This is a genomic window from Streptomyces sp. NPDC057617 (genome assembly GCF_042800555.1).
GTDB lineage: Bacteria > Actinomycetota > Actinomycetes > Streptomycetales > Streptomycetaceae > Streptomyces.
The window spans coordinates 92,506-109,767 of sequence record NZ_JBHVGV010000012.1; the positions used below are offsets into that span (position 1 = coordinate 92,506).

Consider the following 17,262-nt stretch of genomic DNA (forward strand, 5'->3'; position numbering starts at 1 on the left):
CGAGCGTTACGAAGGTGACGGCGGCCCGGGGTTCGCCGGCCGGGCGACGAGCCAGGTGAACCTGGGGTGCGGGCGGGGGCGGGAGACGAAGAGTCTGCCGCCCTCCGCCTCGGCCAGCGAGCGGGCCAGCGCGAGGCCGATGCCATGGCCGTCCTCCGTCGCGTGGCTCCGCCGCGAGAACGGGTCCGTACCGTCGGGGATTCCCCCGCCTTCGTCCTCGACGTCCACGGCCAGGACCCCCGCGCTGTCCCGGACGCGGACGGTCACCGTTCCCCTGCCGTGCGTCCGGGCATTGGCGATCAGCACATCGAGGACCTGCCGGGCGGCTCGCGGTGAGCCGACCGCGTCCGGCAGGTCCTCTTCGATCACCACCCGCAGCCGTCGGCCGTCCGCCGCTAGCTCGCCGTGCCAGTGCTGTTCGATCCCGTCGAGGAGCGGCGCCGGATCGAGCGGTGCCCGCTCGGGCACGTCACGGGCCAGGGCCAGCAGATCGGTCAGGGTGGTCTCCATCCGTTCGACCTGCTGGAGGGCCGCACGCAGCGCGGTGTACGGGTCGGTGCGCGCTCCGGGTGCCAGCGAGGTCTCCAGTTCCAGGCGTACGCCGGTGAGTGCGGTGCGCAGCTGGTGCGACGCGTCCGCGCTGAAGGCCCGCTCGCGCCGCAGCAGACCGCCGATCCGCTCGGCGGCGCGGGCGAGTGCCTCGGCGACCGCGTCGGCCTCCGGCAGCCCGGACGGGAGAGGTCCTGACGGGCTCCGTCCCGCCGGAGTGGCCGCGGAGGGCGTCGCTCCGGCCGCGACGGCCGGGAGTTCCTCCCGCTCCATGTCGTGTGCCGCGGCGGCCAGCGCCTCCAGCGGGCGGGCCAGCCGGCGGCTGGACCGGACGGCCAGCAGTGCGCCGACGCCCACGGCGAGGGCTGCGGGGACCGTCATCCCGGCCCAGGTGAGGGCGGCTCGCCGGAGCGGATCAGCGGCGGGGGAGGCGACCCGTACCACCGCGCGCACGTGTTCGGAGCCACCGACCGGAACAGCCGCGACCAGCCGGTCACCGGTACGGGCGGTGGCGGCTCTCCCCGTCACCGCGGTCCGTACCGGCCCGTCTCCGGTCCCGGGACCGCTGCCGAGCACACGCCGGCCGTCGGGCCTGTACACGGCGATACGGGTGCCCGCTTCGGTACGGGGCAGCTCCACCGGATCGCCGGGGTGACCGAGCGGTACGGGCAGGCCGACCGCGACCCGCTCGCCGAGCTGCCGCAGTTCGCGCTCCTCGTCCTGTTCGTACAGTCGCAGCGACGCGTATGCGAGCGGCAGTGCGAAGAGCAGCACCGCGCAGACGACGGCCAGGACGGTCGACCGCAGGATGCGGCGGCGCACGGTCCGGCCCTCCCGTTCAGGGAACCGCCGGGGCCGCCGGCGCTTCGAGGCGGTAGCCGAACTGGCGCAGTGTCGTGATCCGCAGATGGGCGCCGAGTTTGCGGCGCAGGGCGGCCACATGCACATCGAGGGTCTTGGTGGAGCCGAACCAGTTCTCGTCCCAGACGTCGTTCATCAGGTCCTCGCGGCTGACGGCCTGCCCGGGGTGCGCGGCCAGCCGTACCAGCAGATCGAACTCGCGGGGGCGCAGCGCGATCTCGCCGCCGGGGGTGAGGCAGCGCCGTGCCGGCCGGTCGATCACGAGATCACCGAGCCCGGTCCGTGCCGCCCCCGCGGGGGCGTGGGGGACACCGCGGCGCAGATGGGCGGTGACTCGGGCCTGGAGCTCCGCGATCCGGACGGGCTTGGTCAGATAGTCGTCGGCGCCGCATTCCAGGGCCTGGACGACATCCATCTCGCCGGTCCTGGCGGTCAGTACGACGATGACGGCGTCCGGTGCCCGCTCCCGCAGGAGCCGGCACAGTTCGAACCCGTCGATGTCGGGCAGTCCCAGATCGACGAGGAGCAGATCGGCCGGGGCGGACCGGGTGTGTGCCAGCGCGGTGGCGCCGTCGGGACACCACCGGGTGTCGTGGCCCAGGACGCGCAGTGTCGCGCTGAGTCCGCCGCCGATGGTCGGGTCGTCCTCGACGACCGTGATGTGTGCCATCGCCTCACCCCGCCTGGCGCGGTGGACTGACGCGCCTGTACACGCGGCCGTCCGCGCCCTGGATTGCGGTCACGTCCCGAGGATGCCGGGCCGTACCTGAACACAACCTGAACGCGCGCGTCGCGGACCGGGACGGTGGACGGCGGACCTGCGTGCGTGGTCATACTGGCGGGATGACGGCTCCCCGCGTGCTGATCGTCGAGGACGACCACGGACTGCGCGACGTGCTCGCCCGCGGCCTGCGCGACGAGGACTTCCTCGTGGTCACGGCCGCCGACGGCGCCACCGCCCTGCGCGCCGCCGACCACTCGGTGGACGCGGTCGTACTCGATGTCGGGCTGCCCGACTCCGACGGCCGGGACGTGTGCCAGGCGATGCGGGCGGCGGGAGTGACCGCGCCGGTGGTGTTTCTCACCGCCCACGACACACTGACCGACCGTCTCTCCGGCTTCTCCTCCGGCGGCGACGACTATCTGGCCAAGCCCTTCCACCTCACCGAACTCGCAGCCCGGATCCGGGCCGCACTGCGCCGCTCCGGCCGTGACCCGGCGATCGGCACCAGCACCGTACGGCTGGATCCGGTACGCCATGAACTGGAGGTGCGCGGGACGGCGGTGGCACTCACACCCACCGAGTTCCGGCTGCTGGCCTGCCTGATGGCCGCCCCCGGAACCGCCGTACGACGGCGCACCCTGCTGCGGGCGGGCTGGCCGGAAGGCGCCCAGGTCACCGACAACACCCTCGACCAGTACCTGCTCCGGCTGCGGCGCAAGCTCCGCGAGGCCGACGCACCGCACAGCATCGCCACACTCCGCGGCATCGGATACCGCTTCGCATGACCGCGCGCCCGTACCCCCGCCGCCTCGCTCCCCGTACGCTGCGCGGCCGGCTCGCGCTGATCGCCCTGGCCACCAGCTTCCTGTGGATCGCCCTGCTGACCACGGTGTTCAACCTCGCCCTCGACACAAGACTGCACGCACAGGCCGACGACGTGCTGCGCACCCGCGCCGAGGCCGTGGCCGCCACCATCGACACCCGCCCGGACGGCCGCCTGACCGTCCGGGAGCCCGCCGAGGACCAGGCCCTGGACACGGGAGTGTGGATCTACGAGCGCGGCCGCGCGATCGAACTGCCACCGAACGTCCCCTCCGCCCTCCAACGGCAGGCGGACGCACTGGCCGGGCACGGCACCCGGTTCGCGGAGACCGACTCCCCCACGGCGACCCGGCTCTACGCGCTGCCCGTCGCCGGACCCGCGGACCGCGGACAGGCGGGCACCGTCATCACCTCCGTCAGCCTCGACCCCTACCTCAGCACTGCGGACACCGCGCTGGCCGGCTCCATCGCCCTGTCGCTGGTACTGCTCGGCGGTGTCTACCTGCTGACCAGGCTGGTCGTACGGCGGGCCCTGCGGCCGGTGGGCGACATGAGCACGCAGGCCGCCGAATGGAGCAAAGCAGGCGTGGCGGAACGGTTCGGGAAGGACGACCGTCCCGCCGAACTCGTCTCCCTGGCCGCCAATCTCGACGAACTGCTCGACCGGCTCGCCACCGTACTGCGCCATGAACAGCAGCAAGCGGCCGACATCTCACACGAGCTGCGCACCCCGCTCGCCCGGATCACCGCGGAAACCGAGTGGCTCACCCGGCGCCCACGCACCCCCGCCGAACAGCGGGCCTCACACGAAGCCATCGCAAGCGCCGCCGCCACAATGGGCCAGATCTGCGAAACCCTGCTCTCCGAAGCCCGCACACGCACCGGACAGACCCCGGGAAGCTGCAACGTCCCGGCCCTCGCGCACGAACTGGCCCTGCGCGGCACGGACGGGCCGCCACAGACGCCGATGATCGAGGTCCATGGCGGCCCGGCCACCGCCGGAGTCTCCGCAGCACTGGCCGAACGCATCCTGAGCCCGCTGCTGGACAACGCCCGCCGCTACGCCACGCACACCGTCGTAATCGAGTGCACGGCGGTGGCGGGCACGATACGGGTGACCGTCGCCGACGACGGGCCCGGAATCCCAGAGGACTTCAGAGACTCGCTGTTCGAACCAGGCCGACGCGCGACACCCGACGACGGCCACGACGGCGCGGGCCTCGGGCTGGCACTCGCCCGCCGGCTCGCCCGAGCCGCCGACGGCGACATCACACTCGACACCGACGGCACGGGCGCACGGTTCACCGTCACTCTGCCCGCAGGCTGAGCGGCTCCGACGGTACGACATCCCTCCTGGTCCGGGTCAGATACACCACCAGGCCGAGGATCACCGCCAGAAACAGCACGCTGGTCCCCACGGTGCCCAGACCGAGTCCCCCGTCCGCCCGCGCCTGGGACAGATAGTCACCGAACGACGCGCCGAGCGGACGGGTAAGGACATACGCGATCCAGAACGACCAGACGGCATTGAGGTCGAGCGCGTAGTGGGCCAGGGCCACAGCGGCGATCAGCGCGGCGAAGATCACGGCGGAGAGCCAGTATCCGAGGTTCAGCCGCTCGGCGGTGAGGTCGCCCGCGGCGGTGCCCAGGGCGAAGGTGAAGAGGATCGCCAGCCAGTAGAAGCCCTCGCGCCGGCCGGTGCGGATGGAGTGGATGGAGAGGGTGCGCTCGCTCGCGTACCAGCCGGCGAAGGTGAGGGCCAGGGCGACCGCGAAGACGGCGGTCGTGGTCTCCAGCGGAACGCCGAGGTTGTCGGTGAGATTGTCGCTGACCAGTGTGCCGACCACGCTGATCAGCACAACGGCGAGCCAGTACAGACCCGGCACATAGGCGCGCGCCCGGAACTGGAAGAAGAGGGCGGCCAGAAGCAGGGCGCCCATGACGTACGACGTATTGGTCAGCCCCAGGCCGAGGTTGGCGTTCAGCAGGTCAGCCGCGGTCTCCCCCACCGTGGTGCAGAGGACCTTGATGACCCAGAAGTAGAGGGTGACTTCGGGAACCTTGTTCATCAGCTCGCGGCGGCCTGTGAGGACACCCGGCTGGTGCGTGTCTGCTGTCATGACACGGCACGCTGGCAGGGTTCACCTGAACGTTTCCTGACCGGCCGGGCCGGGCACCGGGCCGCGCGTCGGCCGCGCCACGCGTCAGCCGCCGTCCGGCCCGGGGAGCGGCAGCCGTACCACGAAGGCGGTGTGTCCGGGGCGGCTGGTCACCTTCACCGTGCCGCCGTGGGCGGTGACCACCGCGGCGACGATCGCCAGGCCGAGGCCGGTGCCTCCGGCGGTCCGCTGCCTCGCCTGGTCGGCGCGGCTGAACCGCTGGAAGACCTCGGGCTGGAGTTCCTCGGGGATGCCGGGGCCGGTGTCGGTCACGGTGAGTTCGGCGAAGCCTTCCACGGCGGCGATGCCCAGGGTCACGGTGGTGCCCGGCGGGGTGTGTGTCCCCGCGTTGCCCAGGAGGTTGGCCACGACCTGGTAGAGGCGGTGCTCGTCGCCCAGGACGGTCACCGGTTCCCCGGGCAGGTCCAGCAGCCAGCGGTGGTCCGGCGAGGCGGCGCGCGCGTCGCCGACGGCGTCGAGGACGAGCCGGGTGAGATCGACGGTGCCGCGCTCCAGCGGGCGGCCCGCGTCGAGGCGGGCCAGCAGCAGGAGGTCGTCGACCAGGCCGCTCATCCGTTCGCTCTCGTAGTGGATGCGCTCCAGCGCGTGCAGGACGTCGTCGGGCACCGGTCCGGGGTGGCGCAGGGCGAGTTCCGCGTGGGCGCGCACGGTGGCGACGGGAGTGCGCAGTTCGTGGCTGGCGTCGGCGGCGAAGTGGCGCAGCCGCTCCTCGATGGCATGGCGGCGGGAGAGGGCGTCGCCGACGTGGCCGAGCATCCGGTTGAGCGCGACACCGACCCTGCCGACCTCGGTACGGGTGTCGGTGTCCGGCACCGGGGGCGGCATGGCGACCTCGCCGCTGGCCAGGGGCAGCCTGGTCACCTCGGTGGCGGTCGCGGCGACCCGGCTGAGGGGCCGCAGGGAGAGCCGTACCAGCAGCGCCCCCAGCACCCCGGTGATCAGGAGCGCGGCGGCGAAGACGGCCGTCTCCACGGCTTCCAGTTGGTGCACGGTGTCCATGACCCGGGAGTACGGCAGCCCGGTGAGGAGTGTGTCGCCCTCGTCGCCGTCCTCGGAGACCACGCGGTAGTCGCCGAGGGCGGAGAGATGGATGGTGTGGCCCTTGCCGTCGCGGGGCACGGAGGCGAGCGCGGCCCGGTCGGCGGGGGTGATCGGTACGGGAACATGTGATTCGCGGTGCACGATGGACGCCTGGGTCACGACGCCGAACAGCAGCCGGGCGCCGAAGGTGCCCTCCGCCTGGCCCCGGGTGTCGGCGACGTACTGCGTGTCCGGGTGCGCCTCTTGCTCCAGGCTGGCCGCGAACCGGCCGTCGGCAGCGATCAGCGAGCGGTCCAGCTTGTTCAGCAGGAACCCTTCGATCGCCATGACGGTGATCAGCCCGACGGCGAGGCAGGCGAGGGCGAGCAGCACCAGGAGCCCGATGGTCAGCCGGGCCTTCAGGGTGCGCGGCAGCGGCAGCCGCCTCAGCAGGGCTCCCACCCCGCGGCCCGCCTGTGCCGCGCGGCTCATGGTGCCCGGCGGACCGGCGGGTCCGCCGGGGTCCACGCCGCTCACGCGTCCGGCTTCAGTACGTAACCGACCCCGCGCACGGTGTGGATCAGCGGGGTCCGGCCCGCGTCGATCTTCTTGCGCAGATAGCTGATGTACAGCTCGACGACATGCGCCTGGCCGCCGAAGTCGTACGACCAGACCCGGTCCAGGATCTGGTCCTTGGACAGCACCCGGCGTGGGTTGCGCATCAGGAAGCGCAGCAGTTCGAACTCGGTACGGGACAGCTCCACCGGGACGCCCGCCCTGCTGACCTCGCGGGTGTCCTCGTCCATCGCCAGATCCCCCACCACCAGCCGGTCGCCGCCCGGCTCCCGGGCCATACCGGCCCTGCGCAGCAGTCCGCGCAGCCGCGCCAGCACCTCCTCCAGGCTGAAGGGCTTGGTCACATAGTCGTCGCCGCCTGCGGTGATGCCCCTGATCCGGTCCTCCACGGTGTCGCGGGCGGTCAGGAAGAGCACGCAGACGTCCGGCAGGACGGCCCGCAGCTCACGCAGGACCCGCAGGCCGTTCATGTCGGGCAGCATCCAGTCGAGCACGACCGCGTCGGGGCGGAACGTACCGGCGATACGGACCGCCGAGGCGCCGTCGCCCGCGCTCCGTACGTCCCACTGTTCATAGCGGAGCGCCGCGCCGAGGACCTCGGTCAGGTCGGGTTCGTCGTCGACGACCAGGACCCGCACCGGGGTGCCGTCGGGCCTGCTCAGGACGGGAGAGGCGGCGGAGCTCGCGTCAAAGGCGTCACTGGCGTCACTGTGCATGGTGGACACAGCTTCCCTCGCCGTGATCACCGACACCGGCAGGCGGGCCCCCGCGTCACCGGCGTGGCGGCGCGCACGGACCGGGCCCGGGGCCTGCCGGGCGTCTTCAGAGGTTCCTCAGAGGTCGGCTTGCGACGGTGTGACTTACGCCACTAAACAGCGGTATGCCACTCCACGGCGGCATGCCTCTCCGAAAGGGAAACGCGGTGATCACCCAACAGGACCCGCAGAGCAGGCAGAGTCCTCATCCGGGTCTACGGCACTTCGAGCACGCCATGGGGACGGTGTTCTCCTTCGACATCCATGACCCGGTCACCCAGCAGGTGGGCCGTGCTCTCACGGACGCGGTGCTCTGGCTGCACGAGGTGGACGCGGTGTTCTCCACGTACCGCGCGGACAGCACCATCAACCGGCTGGCACACGGCGAGACGACTCTGGAGCAGTGCCCGGAGATGGTGGCCGAGGTCCTCGCGCTGTGCGACGTGGCGGCCCGTGACACGGACGGATTCTTCACCGCCACCGCGGGCGGCCGGCTCGATCCGTCCGGTGTGGTCACGGGGTGGGCGGTGGAGCATGCCTCGTCGATGCTGTACGAGGCCGGGGCGCGCAACACGTACATCGACGCCGGGGGCGATCTCCAGCTCCGGGGCGAGGCGTCGCCGGGAGTGGCCTGGCGGGTCGGTGTCGCCCACCCGATCTACCGGGACCAGCTCATCGCGGTGGTCCACGGCCAGGATCTGGCGGTGGCTACCTCGGGTTCGGCGGAGCGGAGCGGCCACATCATCGATCCCCGTACGGGCCTGCCGGCGTCCGAGCTGCTGTCGGCCACGGTGGCGGGCCCGAATCTCACCCGGGCGGACGTCTTCGCCACGGCCGCCTTCGCGATGGGTGATCTGGCGCGGTCGTGGATCGCGTCGCAGGACGGGTACGAGCTGCTGGCCGTCACGGCGGACGGCGAGACCTGGCGGAGCGCGGGGTTCCCCGCGTAGGAGCCCCGTTCCGCAGGGGTCCCGTTCCGCGGAGTCCGCCTCTGACTGCCCCCGCCCCGGTGTGTCCCCCCGGGGCGGGGGCCTCGTCGTACGGCCGTACGGCCTGGTCGGCTGCCCTGCCGTACGGTCCAGGAGCCGTCAGCAGACGGGCACGCCCGGCAACTGGGCGGCGGGATGGTCGATGTAGATGTTGGAGATGAAGCCGCCCTGGTCTCGGAGCTTGCTCCACCAGTTGTTGGTGTAGCCCTCGGCGGTGACGGTGCTGCCCTGCTTCTGGCAGAGCACCACGACATTGGTCGGTCCGGCGAGGACGGTGACGACCGGCGAGGTCAGATAGGCGTCGGCCCTGACCCTGATGTCCGTACCCCAGGTGCGGAAGTTGCTTCCGCCGCCCCCGCCGCAGCCGTTGTCACTGGTCAGGTACGACTGGTTGTACTGCGAGGGGTACGGCAGGCCCGCCCCGTTGATGACGATGTTCTGGCCCACACCGTTCAGGAGCTGCTCGTAGTGGATGTGCGCCCCGGTGGAGTTTCCGGTGGAGCCGGTGACACCGATCTGCTGGCCCTGGGCGACGGCGGCGCCGCTGGGCACCGAGTAGGACGCCAGATGGAAGTAGTAGGTGGTCCAGCCGCCGCCGTGGTCGATGACGATGTAGTTTCCGGCGCCGCTGGGCTGGGACATCCGCGTCGCGGTGCCGGCGGCGGAGGCCAGGACCGGGGTGCCGGCGGTCGCGCCGCCGTCGGCGCGTACGAAGTCCAGAGCCCGGCGGACCTCGGCGGAGTGGTGGCTGAGGGTCCACCGCTGGCCGCACGGGTAGGGCGCCTTGAAGTTCGGGGCCGCGAGCGCGGTGTCCGCGCCGGGCTGGGGCCGCGCCTGGGCGGGGACGGCGGCGAGGCCGACGAGCGCCAGGAGCACGGCGGCGAGGACGGTCAGCGGCCGTCGGGAACGCATACGCATCGGAAGTGCTCCTTTGCCGTGGCGGTGTGCGGGGGCGCGCCGGTGCGCGGCGCCGTACGGGCTGTTCGGCGAGGTCAGCACTGCGGAACGCCCGGCAGCCACTGCTCGGGGACGTCGATGTAGATGTTGGTGATGTAACCGCCGTAGTCCGGCAGATAGGACCAGGCGTCATTGGTGATGCCGTCGACCGTGATCCGCTGGCCGTGGACCTGGCACTTGACGTTGACCTGCGTGGGCCCGGCGAGCCGCGCCACCTCGGGGGACGCCGTCGTGGCCTGCTGCCTGATGCGTACGTCGGTGCCCCAGGTGGGGAAGGACTTGCCGGTCTGGGAGCCGGTCCAGAGGTAGGTGACGGTCACCCATCCGTTGTCCCGCAGGCCGACATTGGCGAAGGTGCCGTCGGCGAGGTCGATGCCGGCCGGGTTGAGCACCCGCCGTCCCGAGCCGTCGAGTCCGCCGTTGTAGCCGTTCTCGTACGCGGCCTGCGCCTCGGGCTTGCCCTGCGGCAGGTCCTTGAAGCTCTCCCGGACCGAGGAGGGGTTCCAGTAGTCGTCCCGGATGTTCCACGGGCCGACGTCCCAGACGGGCGCGGTCTCGCAGCGGGCGGGGCCGCAGACCTGGACGGAGTACTGGCCGCTGCCGTTGGGCGACAGGCCGCGGCGCGAGGGCAGCGCCACGAAGTGGTCGTTCGGCTGGATGACATGGCCGTTGGCGGTGGTCCCGCCGACGAGCCCTTCGCGGGTGGCGAAGACCCGGGCGCTGAACGCCGCGGCGGCGCGGGGCGTCCGCGCCTCGGGACCCTGGTCCGCGGTCAGCCGCAGACCGCGGACCCGTATCCGTCCTTCGGTGTCCCAGAGGGTGATTCGGGCCTGGACGGCGGTGACGGTACGGGGCAGGGTCACCGCGGCACCGTCGGCTGCGGCCTCGCGCCACTCGGTCCAGGAGCCGTCCTCGGCGCGCCCCCGGACATCGACGGCCACGCGCGCTCCGGAGGGGACGTCGGCGGAGAGCCGCGCCTTGACCCGGTTGACGGGACGGTCGAGCGTCCTGGGCGTGAGCACCTGCGAGCCGTAACCGGCTTCGCCGCCCTCGGCGGCGGGACGGAAGCCGCGCTGCTGTACGCGGAGTGCGCCCTGCGTGTAGCGGACGTTGACATCGTCGGCGTCGACGCGGGAGAGACCCGCGTTCCAGGTGACGGGGGCCGGCGCGGCGCCGGACGCTACGCGCGTGGATTTTTGGGTGTCGGCGGCCCCGGCCGGTGGCGCGGTCACCGCCAGCCCCAGACAGACGAGTGCGGACAGGGCTCCGGTCAGTGAACGGTGGAGCTGACGTCTCTGGCGCATCGGGTGCCTTTCGCGTTCCGGGCCGGGCGAACGCCTTCCCGGTGGCGCACGCAGGAGGTTCCCGTGGCGCACGCGTGGGGGGCGGCCGGCGCAGGGTCTGGTGAACGGGTCGCGCCGGGGCGGCGCGACCCGGCACACCGTAGCGATTCCGCCATGTCCACAACAAGAGTTGCCGGGGTTCTTCACGTACGACGGGCCCGTCCGGCGGGAGTCCGGCGGGCGGGCGGACGGCAGACGGACGGCAGTCGACCGGGGTGCGCCGGGGGTACGCCGAACAGCCTTTCCGGCAGGGGCGGTTCGAGGCCTCGGCGGCTCTCCGAGCGGGCCCGGTGCCACCCATTGGCCGTCCCCTGCTCGCGGACACCGGGCGCGGCACGCATGGTCGATCTGTGTCCCTACCAGTGGAACCGGGCCGGGAGGTGGTGCCCGGCGCACTGCCGCGGAGCGAGCCGTCGCGGGCCACGGCGCTCGCCCTCGCCCTCACCCTCGCGCCGTTCACCCTGGCGCTGGCCCTCGGGCTGTGGGGGATCCGCCGCCGGGGCACGCTCTGGGCGGACGAGGCGGTCACGTACGAGATGGCGCACCGCGGCGTTCCGCAGCTCCTGCGCACGCTGGGCCACGCCGACGCCGTGCACGGTCTCTACTACCTGCTGATGCACGGGGTGTTCGCGCTCTGGGACGGCGGGGAAGCGGCCCTGCGGCTGCCGTCCGTCGTGGCGGTGGCCGCGGCGGCGGTGGCGGTCGCCCTGCTCGGGCGGAATCTCGCCGGGCCGCGCGCCGGGGTGCTGGCCGGTCTGGTCTTCCCGCTGATCCCGGCGGTGCAGCGGTATGCGCAGGAGGGGCGTTCGTACGCGCTGGTCTGCATACTGATCGCCTGGGCGACCTGTCTGCTGCCGTCCGCGCTCGCCCGGCCGGGAAAGCTCCGCTGGACCGCTTACGCCACCCTGCTGCTGACCGCCTGTCTGCTCCATGAACTGGCGGTCGTGACCTTGCTGGCCCATGGGGCGGCGGTGTTCCGGTCCGGGCTGCCGCGCGCGGTGATCCGCGGCTGGGGCATCTCTGCGGGGTGTGTGATCGCCGGGGTGCTTCCGCTCGCGGCCTTCAGCGCCACGCAGTCCGGACAGGTCGACTGGATCGGCTTCCCCGACCCCTGGCAGACGGCGCGATGGGGGATCGCGGTGCTGCTGGGGCTGATGTGCGCGCGGGTTCTGGGGCCCGCGTGGTCCTCGGGCGCGGGGTGGTCCTCCGGCGCGGGGCAGCCGAGCGGGGTGCGGGCCGGCGGGGTGCCCGCCGGCGGGGTGCGGTCCGGTACGGAGCGGCCGGTGGCGCTGCGGACGCTCGCGCTCTCCCTGCTGGTCCTGCCCACCGCGCTGCTCATCCTGCTGATCCCGGTGCGGCCGCTGTATGTGGACCGCTATGTCCTCTCGTACACCATCGGCCTCGCTCTGCTCGTCGGCGCCGCGCTCGACCGGATCTGGCGCGGGGCCGGCCGGCCCCGGGCGCTGCGCGGGGCGGTGACCGTGGCGGCGGCGGGGACGGCGCTGGCCGCGCTGTTCCCGGTGGGCGCGCTTCTGCGGACTCCGCAGAGCCGTCCGAACGACGCCGTCGCGGTGGCGCGGGCGGTACGGGAGTCAGGGCGGCCGGGGGACGGTCTGCTCTTCATGCCGGCCCGCCGGCGCGTGTGGACGCTGGCGCGGCCCGAGGAGTTCCGGGGGCTGTCGGATCTCGCGCTGGACCGTTCCCCGGTCGCCTCGGACACCTTGCACGGTACGGAGCTGACGCCCGGCCGGATCCGGGCCCGCATCCTGGCCGCCCCGCGGATCGTCGCCGTACACGATCTGCCCGGGCAGCCGCTGGACGAGACCGAGGGGGAGGTCGTCAAACGCGAGACGCTGCGTGACCACTTCGAGGAGTGCGGAAGCCGTACGGTGACAGAGGCCCGGATCACGGTGTACGCCCGCCCCGGCACTTGTTGAGCCAACGAGGCGCTGCCACGGGGCACTTGTGCCGTACGGGCAATGGCGCAAGCGCCTGCCCGGTGGCCGTTCACGGACTATCCTCATTTTCTGACTGGCAGTAAAGAATCGGGGGCTTGTCCGCGTGCGGTTCATTTTCGTCCATGGGACCGGTGTGCGCCGCGAGCGCTACGACCGGCTGTCCGCCCTGATCACCACGGCACTCGCCAAACGCTTCCCGGACGCCTCCTTCGTCCCCTGCTACTGGGGCGGCACGCATGGCGCCACTCTCAGTGCCGGGGGCAGGTCGATCCCCGGGATCGACGGAACACGCGCGGCCGACGGTGGTCCAGTGGCTGGGCCACCGGACCAGGAGGCGGCCGAGTGGCTGCTCCTGCTGACCGATCCGCTGTGTGAGCTGCGGGTGCTCGCCGAGCTTCCGGAGGACGAGGACGACGGTCTCGGGATGCCCGGTGTGCGGAGTGCCGGGGAGATGGTGGCCGGACTGCTGACGGCGCTCTCCACCGAACTGCCCTCCGCCGAACCCCCGCCCGCCGCACTGCCCGCTGCCGAACTCCCCTCCTCCGACGAGCTGTTCGTACTGCTGCGGACCACCGGGCTCGACACGCACTACGGTCCCGCGCTCACGGAAGTCGCCGGTTCCGCCGAGTTCGGCGAGGCATGCGCGGTCGCGCTGGACGTGCCGGCGAGCCGGGAGGTCGCGACGGCCGCGAGCCGCGCGGTTGTCGCCGCCGCGCTGGCCGCCGCTGGCGAGGACGCGCTGTGCACGGGTGACGAACGCGACCGGCTGGTCGATCTCGTCGCCGGCCGGCTGGGCGGTACGGGCCGGGTACCGGGCGGCCGGGCCGCGGCCGTACTGGGCACGCTCGCCCTGCGGATGACCACCCAGCCCGTACTCGACCTGTGGCGCGGCCCGATCACCCGGAAGAACGTGCCGAAGCTCGGCGACATCCTGCGCTACCAGGCACGCGGCGGTCCCCTGCGGGACCATCTCGCGGAACTGATCACCGGGGACGCCGATCCCGCCGGGCCCGCCGAACCGACCGTGCTGATCGGGCACAGCCTGGGCGGGATCGCCCTGGTCGACCTCTATGCCCTGGCGGCGATGGAGCAATCCCCGCTGCCGAAGCCGGAGCTGCTGGTGACGGTCGGCTCGCAGGCTCCGTTCCTGCATGAACTCGGCGCGCTCACCGGGCTCCCGCCGACGGCGACCGCCCTGCCGCCCGGCTTTCCGCGCTGGCTCAACATCTACGACCGCAAGGACCTCCTGGCGTACCGGGCGGAGCCGGTGTTCGCCGACGATCCGCGGGTCGTCGATTACGAGGTGTCCAGCCGCCAGCCGTTCCCGGTCAGCCATGGCGCGTACTGGAAGCTCGACGCGGTGTACGACCGGATCGCGGAGGAGATCGAGGCGCCGCGATGACCGCGGTGGACGCCGCCCGAGCCGCCGCCGAAGCTGCCTTGGGAGCGGAGGCGGGTACGGGTACGGACTCCTGGACCCCGATCGATCCCGGCCGGGTCTTCGCACTGGTCGTGGGCATCGAGTCGTACGAGGTGAGCCACCGCTGGAATCTGACGGGCGCGGCCCGCGACGCCGAGCGGTTCGCCGGCTGGCTCACCGGCCAGGCCGGGGTGCCCGCCGACAACGTACGGCTCCTCGTGTCACCCCTCGAACGGACGGACTCCGAGCAGGACTTGACAGTGCGTCAGCTCCCGACCAAGGAGAACATCGAGCGGATCCTGTTCAAGGAGCTGCCCGCCTGCGACGGCGATCTGCTCTGGCTCTACTGGGCCGGCCACGGCTATCTCGACCAGTCCCACCGGATGCTGCTCCCCTACGCCGATGCCACCAAGGACTTCACCTCCCACCTCAATCTGGAGGAGGCCCTGCGCTGGTGGAAGAGCAGCCGACTGCCGCCTGGACGCTTCCACCGGCAGATAGCGATCGGTGACGCCTGCCGGGTCGACACCGGCCGGGCGGCCAAACTCGCCTTCGGCTCCTCGGCGTACGGCGTCGGCGGCACGGTTCCCGAACGGCGCCAGTTCACGCTCTACGCCTCCCACCAGGGCGAGGTCGCGCAGAATCTCACCGACAAAGGCGCGGGCCAGTTCACCGACACACTGCTGCGCCGTCTCGACGGCAGGTCCCTGGACGAGACCGTGCAGGGACTGGTGGGCATCGCACGTTCCGTACAGGCCGACTTCCATCTGCTGCGCAGCCGTGGACTCGCCTGGCAGGAACCGCAGTTCGTCATCGGACGCGACTGGAGCGGCTCGGCGGTCCTGGGCGATGCCTGGACCGAATCGGGGCCGGACGGTGGCGGCCCCGGTGCGCCCGGTCTCGACCAGACCGCCTGGACGGAGCTGGGCGCGCTGCTGCGCAACCGGGATATCCCGCCCTTCGCCTGCGACGCCTATCTCTGGGCCTTCGAGGTGACCGGCTGCGCTCCCCCGGCCCGCCGCAGTCTGCCCCCGGGCGGGCTCACCGACATCGCCCGCGATCTCGACAACCGGCAGGGCAGACAGCGTGACATGCCGCTGACACTGCCCTTCGTACGGCATCTCGCGGCCCGCTCCGACGATCCGGCCTGGGCACGCAGCGCCGACACCTGGGTGGACACCACCCGCGAACGGCTGGGCGCCGCGCCCGTACCCGCGCCGCCGGAACCCGCGCGCGAGGGCACCGCGCTCCATGTGCGGCTGACGGCGGAGGAGGCCGAGGCGGACGAGGTGCACTGGGTGCGGATGTGGCTGTACCGCAACTCCGCGTTCGAGACGGTGTGGGAGTCGGAGCGCCCGCTGCCCATGGCGACTGTCCGGGAAAAGCTGGGCGAACAGCTGCTGGCCGGCTCCGCCGACCGGCTCACCCGGATCGAGTTCCATGTGCCGTACGAGCTGCTGGGCGAGGCGTTCGAGTGCTGGGGCCTGCCGATCGGCAGAGCCGACAGGACGATCGAACTGGGCTCCCACTACGAGGTGATGGTGCGCTGCCCCGACGAACGGACCGGGATCGCCCACTCCCACTGGAGACGGAAGTGGGACTGGTTCAAGACGCATGGCGGCGAGGACCGGAAGGCGGTGCACCAGGTGCGCGACGACGATGTGTCCTCGATGCTCGGAGTCTTCCTCCAGGCGGCCGAGCCGCCGGTGTGTGTCCTCGCCGAGGTGTCGGAGGACCGGCTGATGGACGCGCTGGACGCGGTGCTGGACGCCGGGGTGCCCATCGCGGTCTGGCGGCGCGACGGCCGTACGGAGGACACCGAACTGTCCTCGGAACTGGCGGCCGGGGCCGATGCGGGCATCGACGTACGCCAACTGCCTGCCGTCCTGAGGACCTTACGGATCCCCGGCCCGCAGCGGGCACATCAGTCCCCGCGTCCCCTCGCGCTGATGTGGGACGACCCCGAGCGCGTACCCGAAAGGCGGTCGTTGTCATGAGTGGTGAGGGCATGAGCGGGAGTACGAGTATGAGTGCGGCGGCGACGGGTACGGACACGGAACCCACCGGCACAAAGGACTGGTGGATCTACCAGGGACCCGGCGATGCCATGCGGAAGTGCGAGCGGCTCGCCGAACAGCTCCCGCCCTGGCGGGAGTTCACCGGCGACCAGGACCCGGAGTACGTACCGCCGGACAGCACCGACCCGGCGTGGCCGGAGACGGACCGGCGCGGTTCGGGGTATGTACCGGACGCGGAGGAGAAGGACGCGGTCAACACCGCGCTGTATCTGCGCCGTCCGCTGCTTGTGACGGGCAAGCCCGGTGTCGGCAAGTCGACGCTCGCGTACAGCATCGCGGCCGACCTGGAGCTGGGGCCCGTACTGCACTGGCCGGTCACCAGCCGGAGCACCCTGCGCGACGGTCTGTACCAGTACGACGCGATCGGCCGGCTGCACGACGCCAACCTCGGCCATCTGCATGCCTCCAGGGAGGCCGACGCCCCCGTCCCCGATCAGTCGATCGCCCCGTATCTGCGTCTCGGACCGCTGGGCACCGCGCTGCTGCCGCAGGAGAAGCCCCGGGTGCTGCTGGTCGACGAGATCGACAAGAGCGACATCGATCTGCCCGGTGATCTGCTCACCGTCTTCGAGGAGGGGTTCTTCGAGATTCCCGAACTGGCGCGGGTCGCGGGTCAGGAGCCGAGGGTACGGATCGGGACGCACGACGATCCGAACCCGCGGGTGTGGGTGGAGAAGGGGCAGGTCAAGTGCCGGGCGTTCCCGGTGGTCGTGCTCACCAGCAATGGCGAACGCGACTTTCCCCCGCCCTTCCTGCGGCGCTGCATCCGGCTGCACATGGCGCCGCCGGGCAGGGAGAAGCTGACCCGGATCGTACGGCAGCGGCTCGGTCTGGACCCGGCCGCCGACGACCGGTACGGCGATCTGGTCGAGGCGTTCCTGAAGCGCAGGATGGACGGTGACCTCGCCACGGACCAGTTGCTCAACGCCGTGCAGCTCAGGCTGAGCGGGGCGTGGCCGGACCCGGAGGAGCGTGAGCGGTTCCTGGGGACGGTCCTGCAGCAGCTCACCGGCGCGCCGTCCGCGTAGGG

14 protein-coding genes are annotated in these 17,262 nt (G+C 72.1%); 7 read left to right on the top strand and 7 right to left on the bottom strand.

Annotated elements, in window-relative coordinates; all coding sequences use genetic code 11:
* Positions 1-6: 6 nt before the first annotated feature.
* Positions 7-1,371, bottom strand: a complete 1,365-nt coding sequence (locus ACFU9P_RS27285; protein WP_384085626.1) for a sensor histidine kinase — start codon at positions 1,369-1,371, stop codon at positions 7-9.
* A 16-nt stretch (positions 1,372-1,387) separates the two neighbouring features.
* Positions 1,388-2,080: a response regulator transcription factor gene (locus ACFU9P_RS27290; protein WP_384085629.1), complete on the bottom strand. Its 693-nt coding sequence runs from the start codon at positions 2,078-2,080 to the stop codon at positions 1,388-1,390.
* 173 nt (positions 2,081-2,253) lie between these two features.
* Here ACFU9P_RS27290 and ACFU9P_RS27295 point away from each other — a divergent pair, with 173 nt between their 5' ends.
* Positions 2,254-2,919 (top strand): response regulator transcription factor, encoded by a 666-nt coding sequence (locus ACFU9P_RS27295; RefSeq protein WP_384085632.1) that lies wholly within the window; start codon positions 2,254-2,256, stop codon positions 2,917-2,919.
* The gene (locus tag ACFU9P_RS27300; protein WP_384085635.1) at positions 2,916-4,283 is read left to right on the top strand and encodes a sensor histidine kinase; all 1,368 of its coding nucleotides are present in this window, start codon (positions 2,916-2,918) and stop codon (positions 4,281-4,283) included. The genes ACFU9P_RS27295 and ACFU9P_RS27300 overlap by 4 nt, the downstream gene beginning before the upstream one ends.
* On the opposite strand, the gene ACFU9P_RS27305 is transcribed toward ACFU9P_RS27300, so the two are convergent.
* The 3 genes from ACFU9P_RS27305 to ACFU9P_RS27315 form a co-directional block, all read right to left on the bottom strand.
* Positions 4,264-5,076 (bottom strand): hypothetical protein, encoded by an 813-nt coding sequence (locus ACFU9P_RS27305; protein ID WP_384085638.1) that lies wholly within the window; start codon positions 5,074-5,076, stop codon positions 4,264-4,266. The genes ACFU9P_RS27300 and ACFU9P_RS27305 overlap by 20 nt on opposite strands.
* 84 nt (positions 5,077-5,160) lie before the next feature.
* Positions 5,161-6,648: a sensor histidine kinase gene (locus tag ACFU9P_RS27310; RefSeq protein ID WP_384085834.1), complete on the bottom strand. Its 1,488-nt coding sequence runs from the start codon at positions 6,646-6,648 to the stop codon at positions 5,161-5,163.
* A 41-nt stretch (positions 6,649-6,689) separates the two neighbouring features.
* Positions 6,690-7,448 (bottom strand): response regulator transcription factor, encoded by a 759-nt coding sequence (locus ACFU9P_RS27315; RefSeq protein WP_384085837.1) that lies wholly within the window; start codon positions 7,446-7,448, stop codon positions 6,690-6,692.
* A 275-nt stretch (positions 7,449-7,723) separates the two neighbouring features.
* On the opposite strand from ACFU9P_RS27315, the gene ACFU9P_RS27320 reads away from it, so the two are divergent.
* Positions 7,724-8,437, top strand: coding sequence for an FAD:protein FMN transferase (locus ACFU9P_RS27320; protein WP_384085840.1), 714 nt, complete (start codon positions 7,724-7,726; stop codon positions 8,435-8,437).
* Positions 8,438-8,575: 138 nt separating this feature from the next.
* Here the strand turns inward: ACFU9P_RS27320 and ACFU9P_RS27325 are convergent, their stop codons facing one another.
* Together ACFU9P_RS27325 and ACFU9P_RS27330 are read right to left on the bottom strand one after the other, a co-directional pair.
* Positions 8,576-9,388 carry a M23 family metallopeptidase gene (locus ACFU9P_RS27325; RefSeq protein ID WP_384085843.1) on the bottom strand — a complete coding sequence of 271 codons (813 nt, stop codon included), beginning with the start codon at positions 9,386-9,388 and terminating at the stop codon, positions 8,576-8,578.
* Positions 9,389-9,468: 80 nt separating this feature from the next.
* Entirely contained in the window at positions 9,469-10,737 is a 1,269-nt protein-coding gene (locus ACFU9P_RS27330; protein ID WP_384085641.1) for a hypothetical protein, read from the bottom strand.
* A 389-nt stretch (positions 10,738-11,126) separates the two neighbouring features.
* Between ACFU9P_RS27330 and ACFU9P_RS27335 the strand changes: the two genes are divergently transcribed.
* The 4 genes from ACFU9P_RS27335 (at position 11,127) to ACFU9P_RS27350 (ending at position 17,260) form a co-directional block, all read left to right on the top strand.
* Positions 11,127-12,713 (top strand): hypothetical protein, encoded by a 1,587-nt coding sequence (locus tag ACFU9P_RS27335; protein ID WP_384085644.1) that lies wholly within the window; start codon positions 11,127-11,129, stop codon positions 12,711-12,713.
* A gap of 124 nt (positions 12,714-12,837) precedes the next feature.
* Positions 12,838-14,136 (top strand): hypothetical protein, encoded by a 1,299-nt coding sequence (locus ACFU9P_RS27340; protein WP_384085647.1) that lies wholly within the window; start codon positions 12,838-12,840, stop codon positions 14,134-14,136.
* Positions 14,133-16,151: a hypothetical protein gene (locus tag ACFU9P_RS27345; protein ID WP_384085650.1), complete on the top strand. Its 2,019-nt coding sequence runs from the start codon at positions 14,133-14,135 to the stop codon at positions 16,149-16,151. The genes ACFU9P_RS27340 and ACFU9P_RS27345 overlap by 4 nt, the downstream gene beginning before the upstream one ends.
* Before the next feature lie 29 nt (positions 16,152-16,180).
* Positions 16,181-17,260, top strand: a complete 1,080-nt coding sequence (locus tag ACFU9P_RS27350; protein WP_384085652.1) for an AAA family ATPase — start codon at positions 16,181-16,183, stop codon at positions 17,258-17,260.
* The last annotated feature ends 2 nt before the right edge of the window (positions 17,261-17,262 follow it).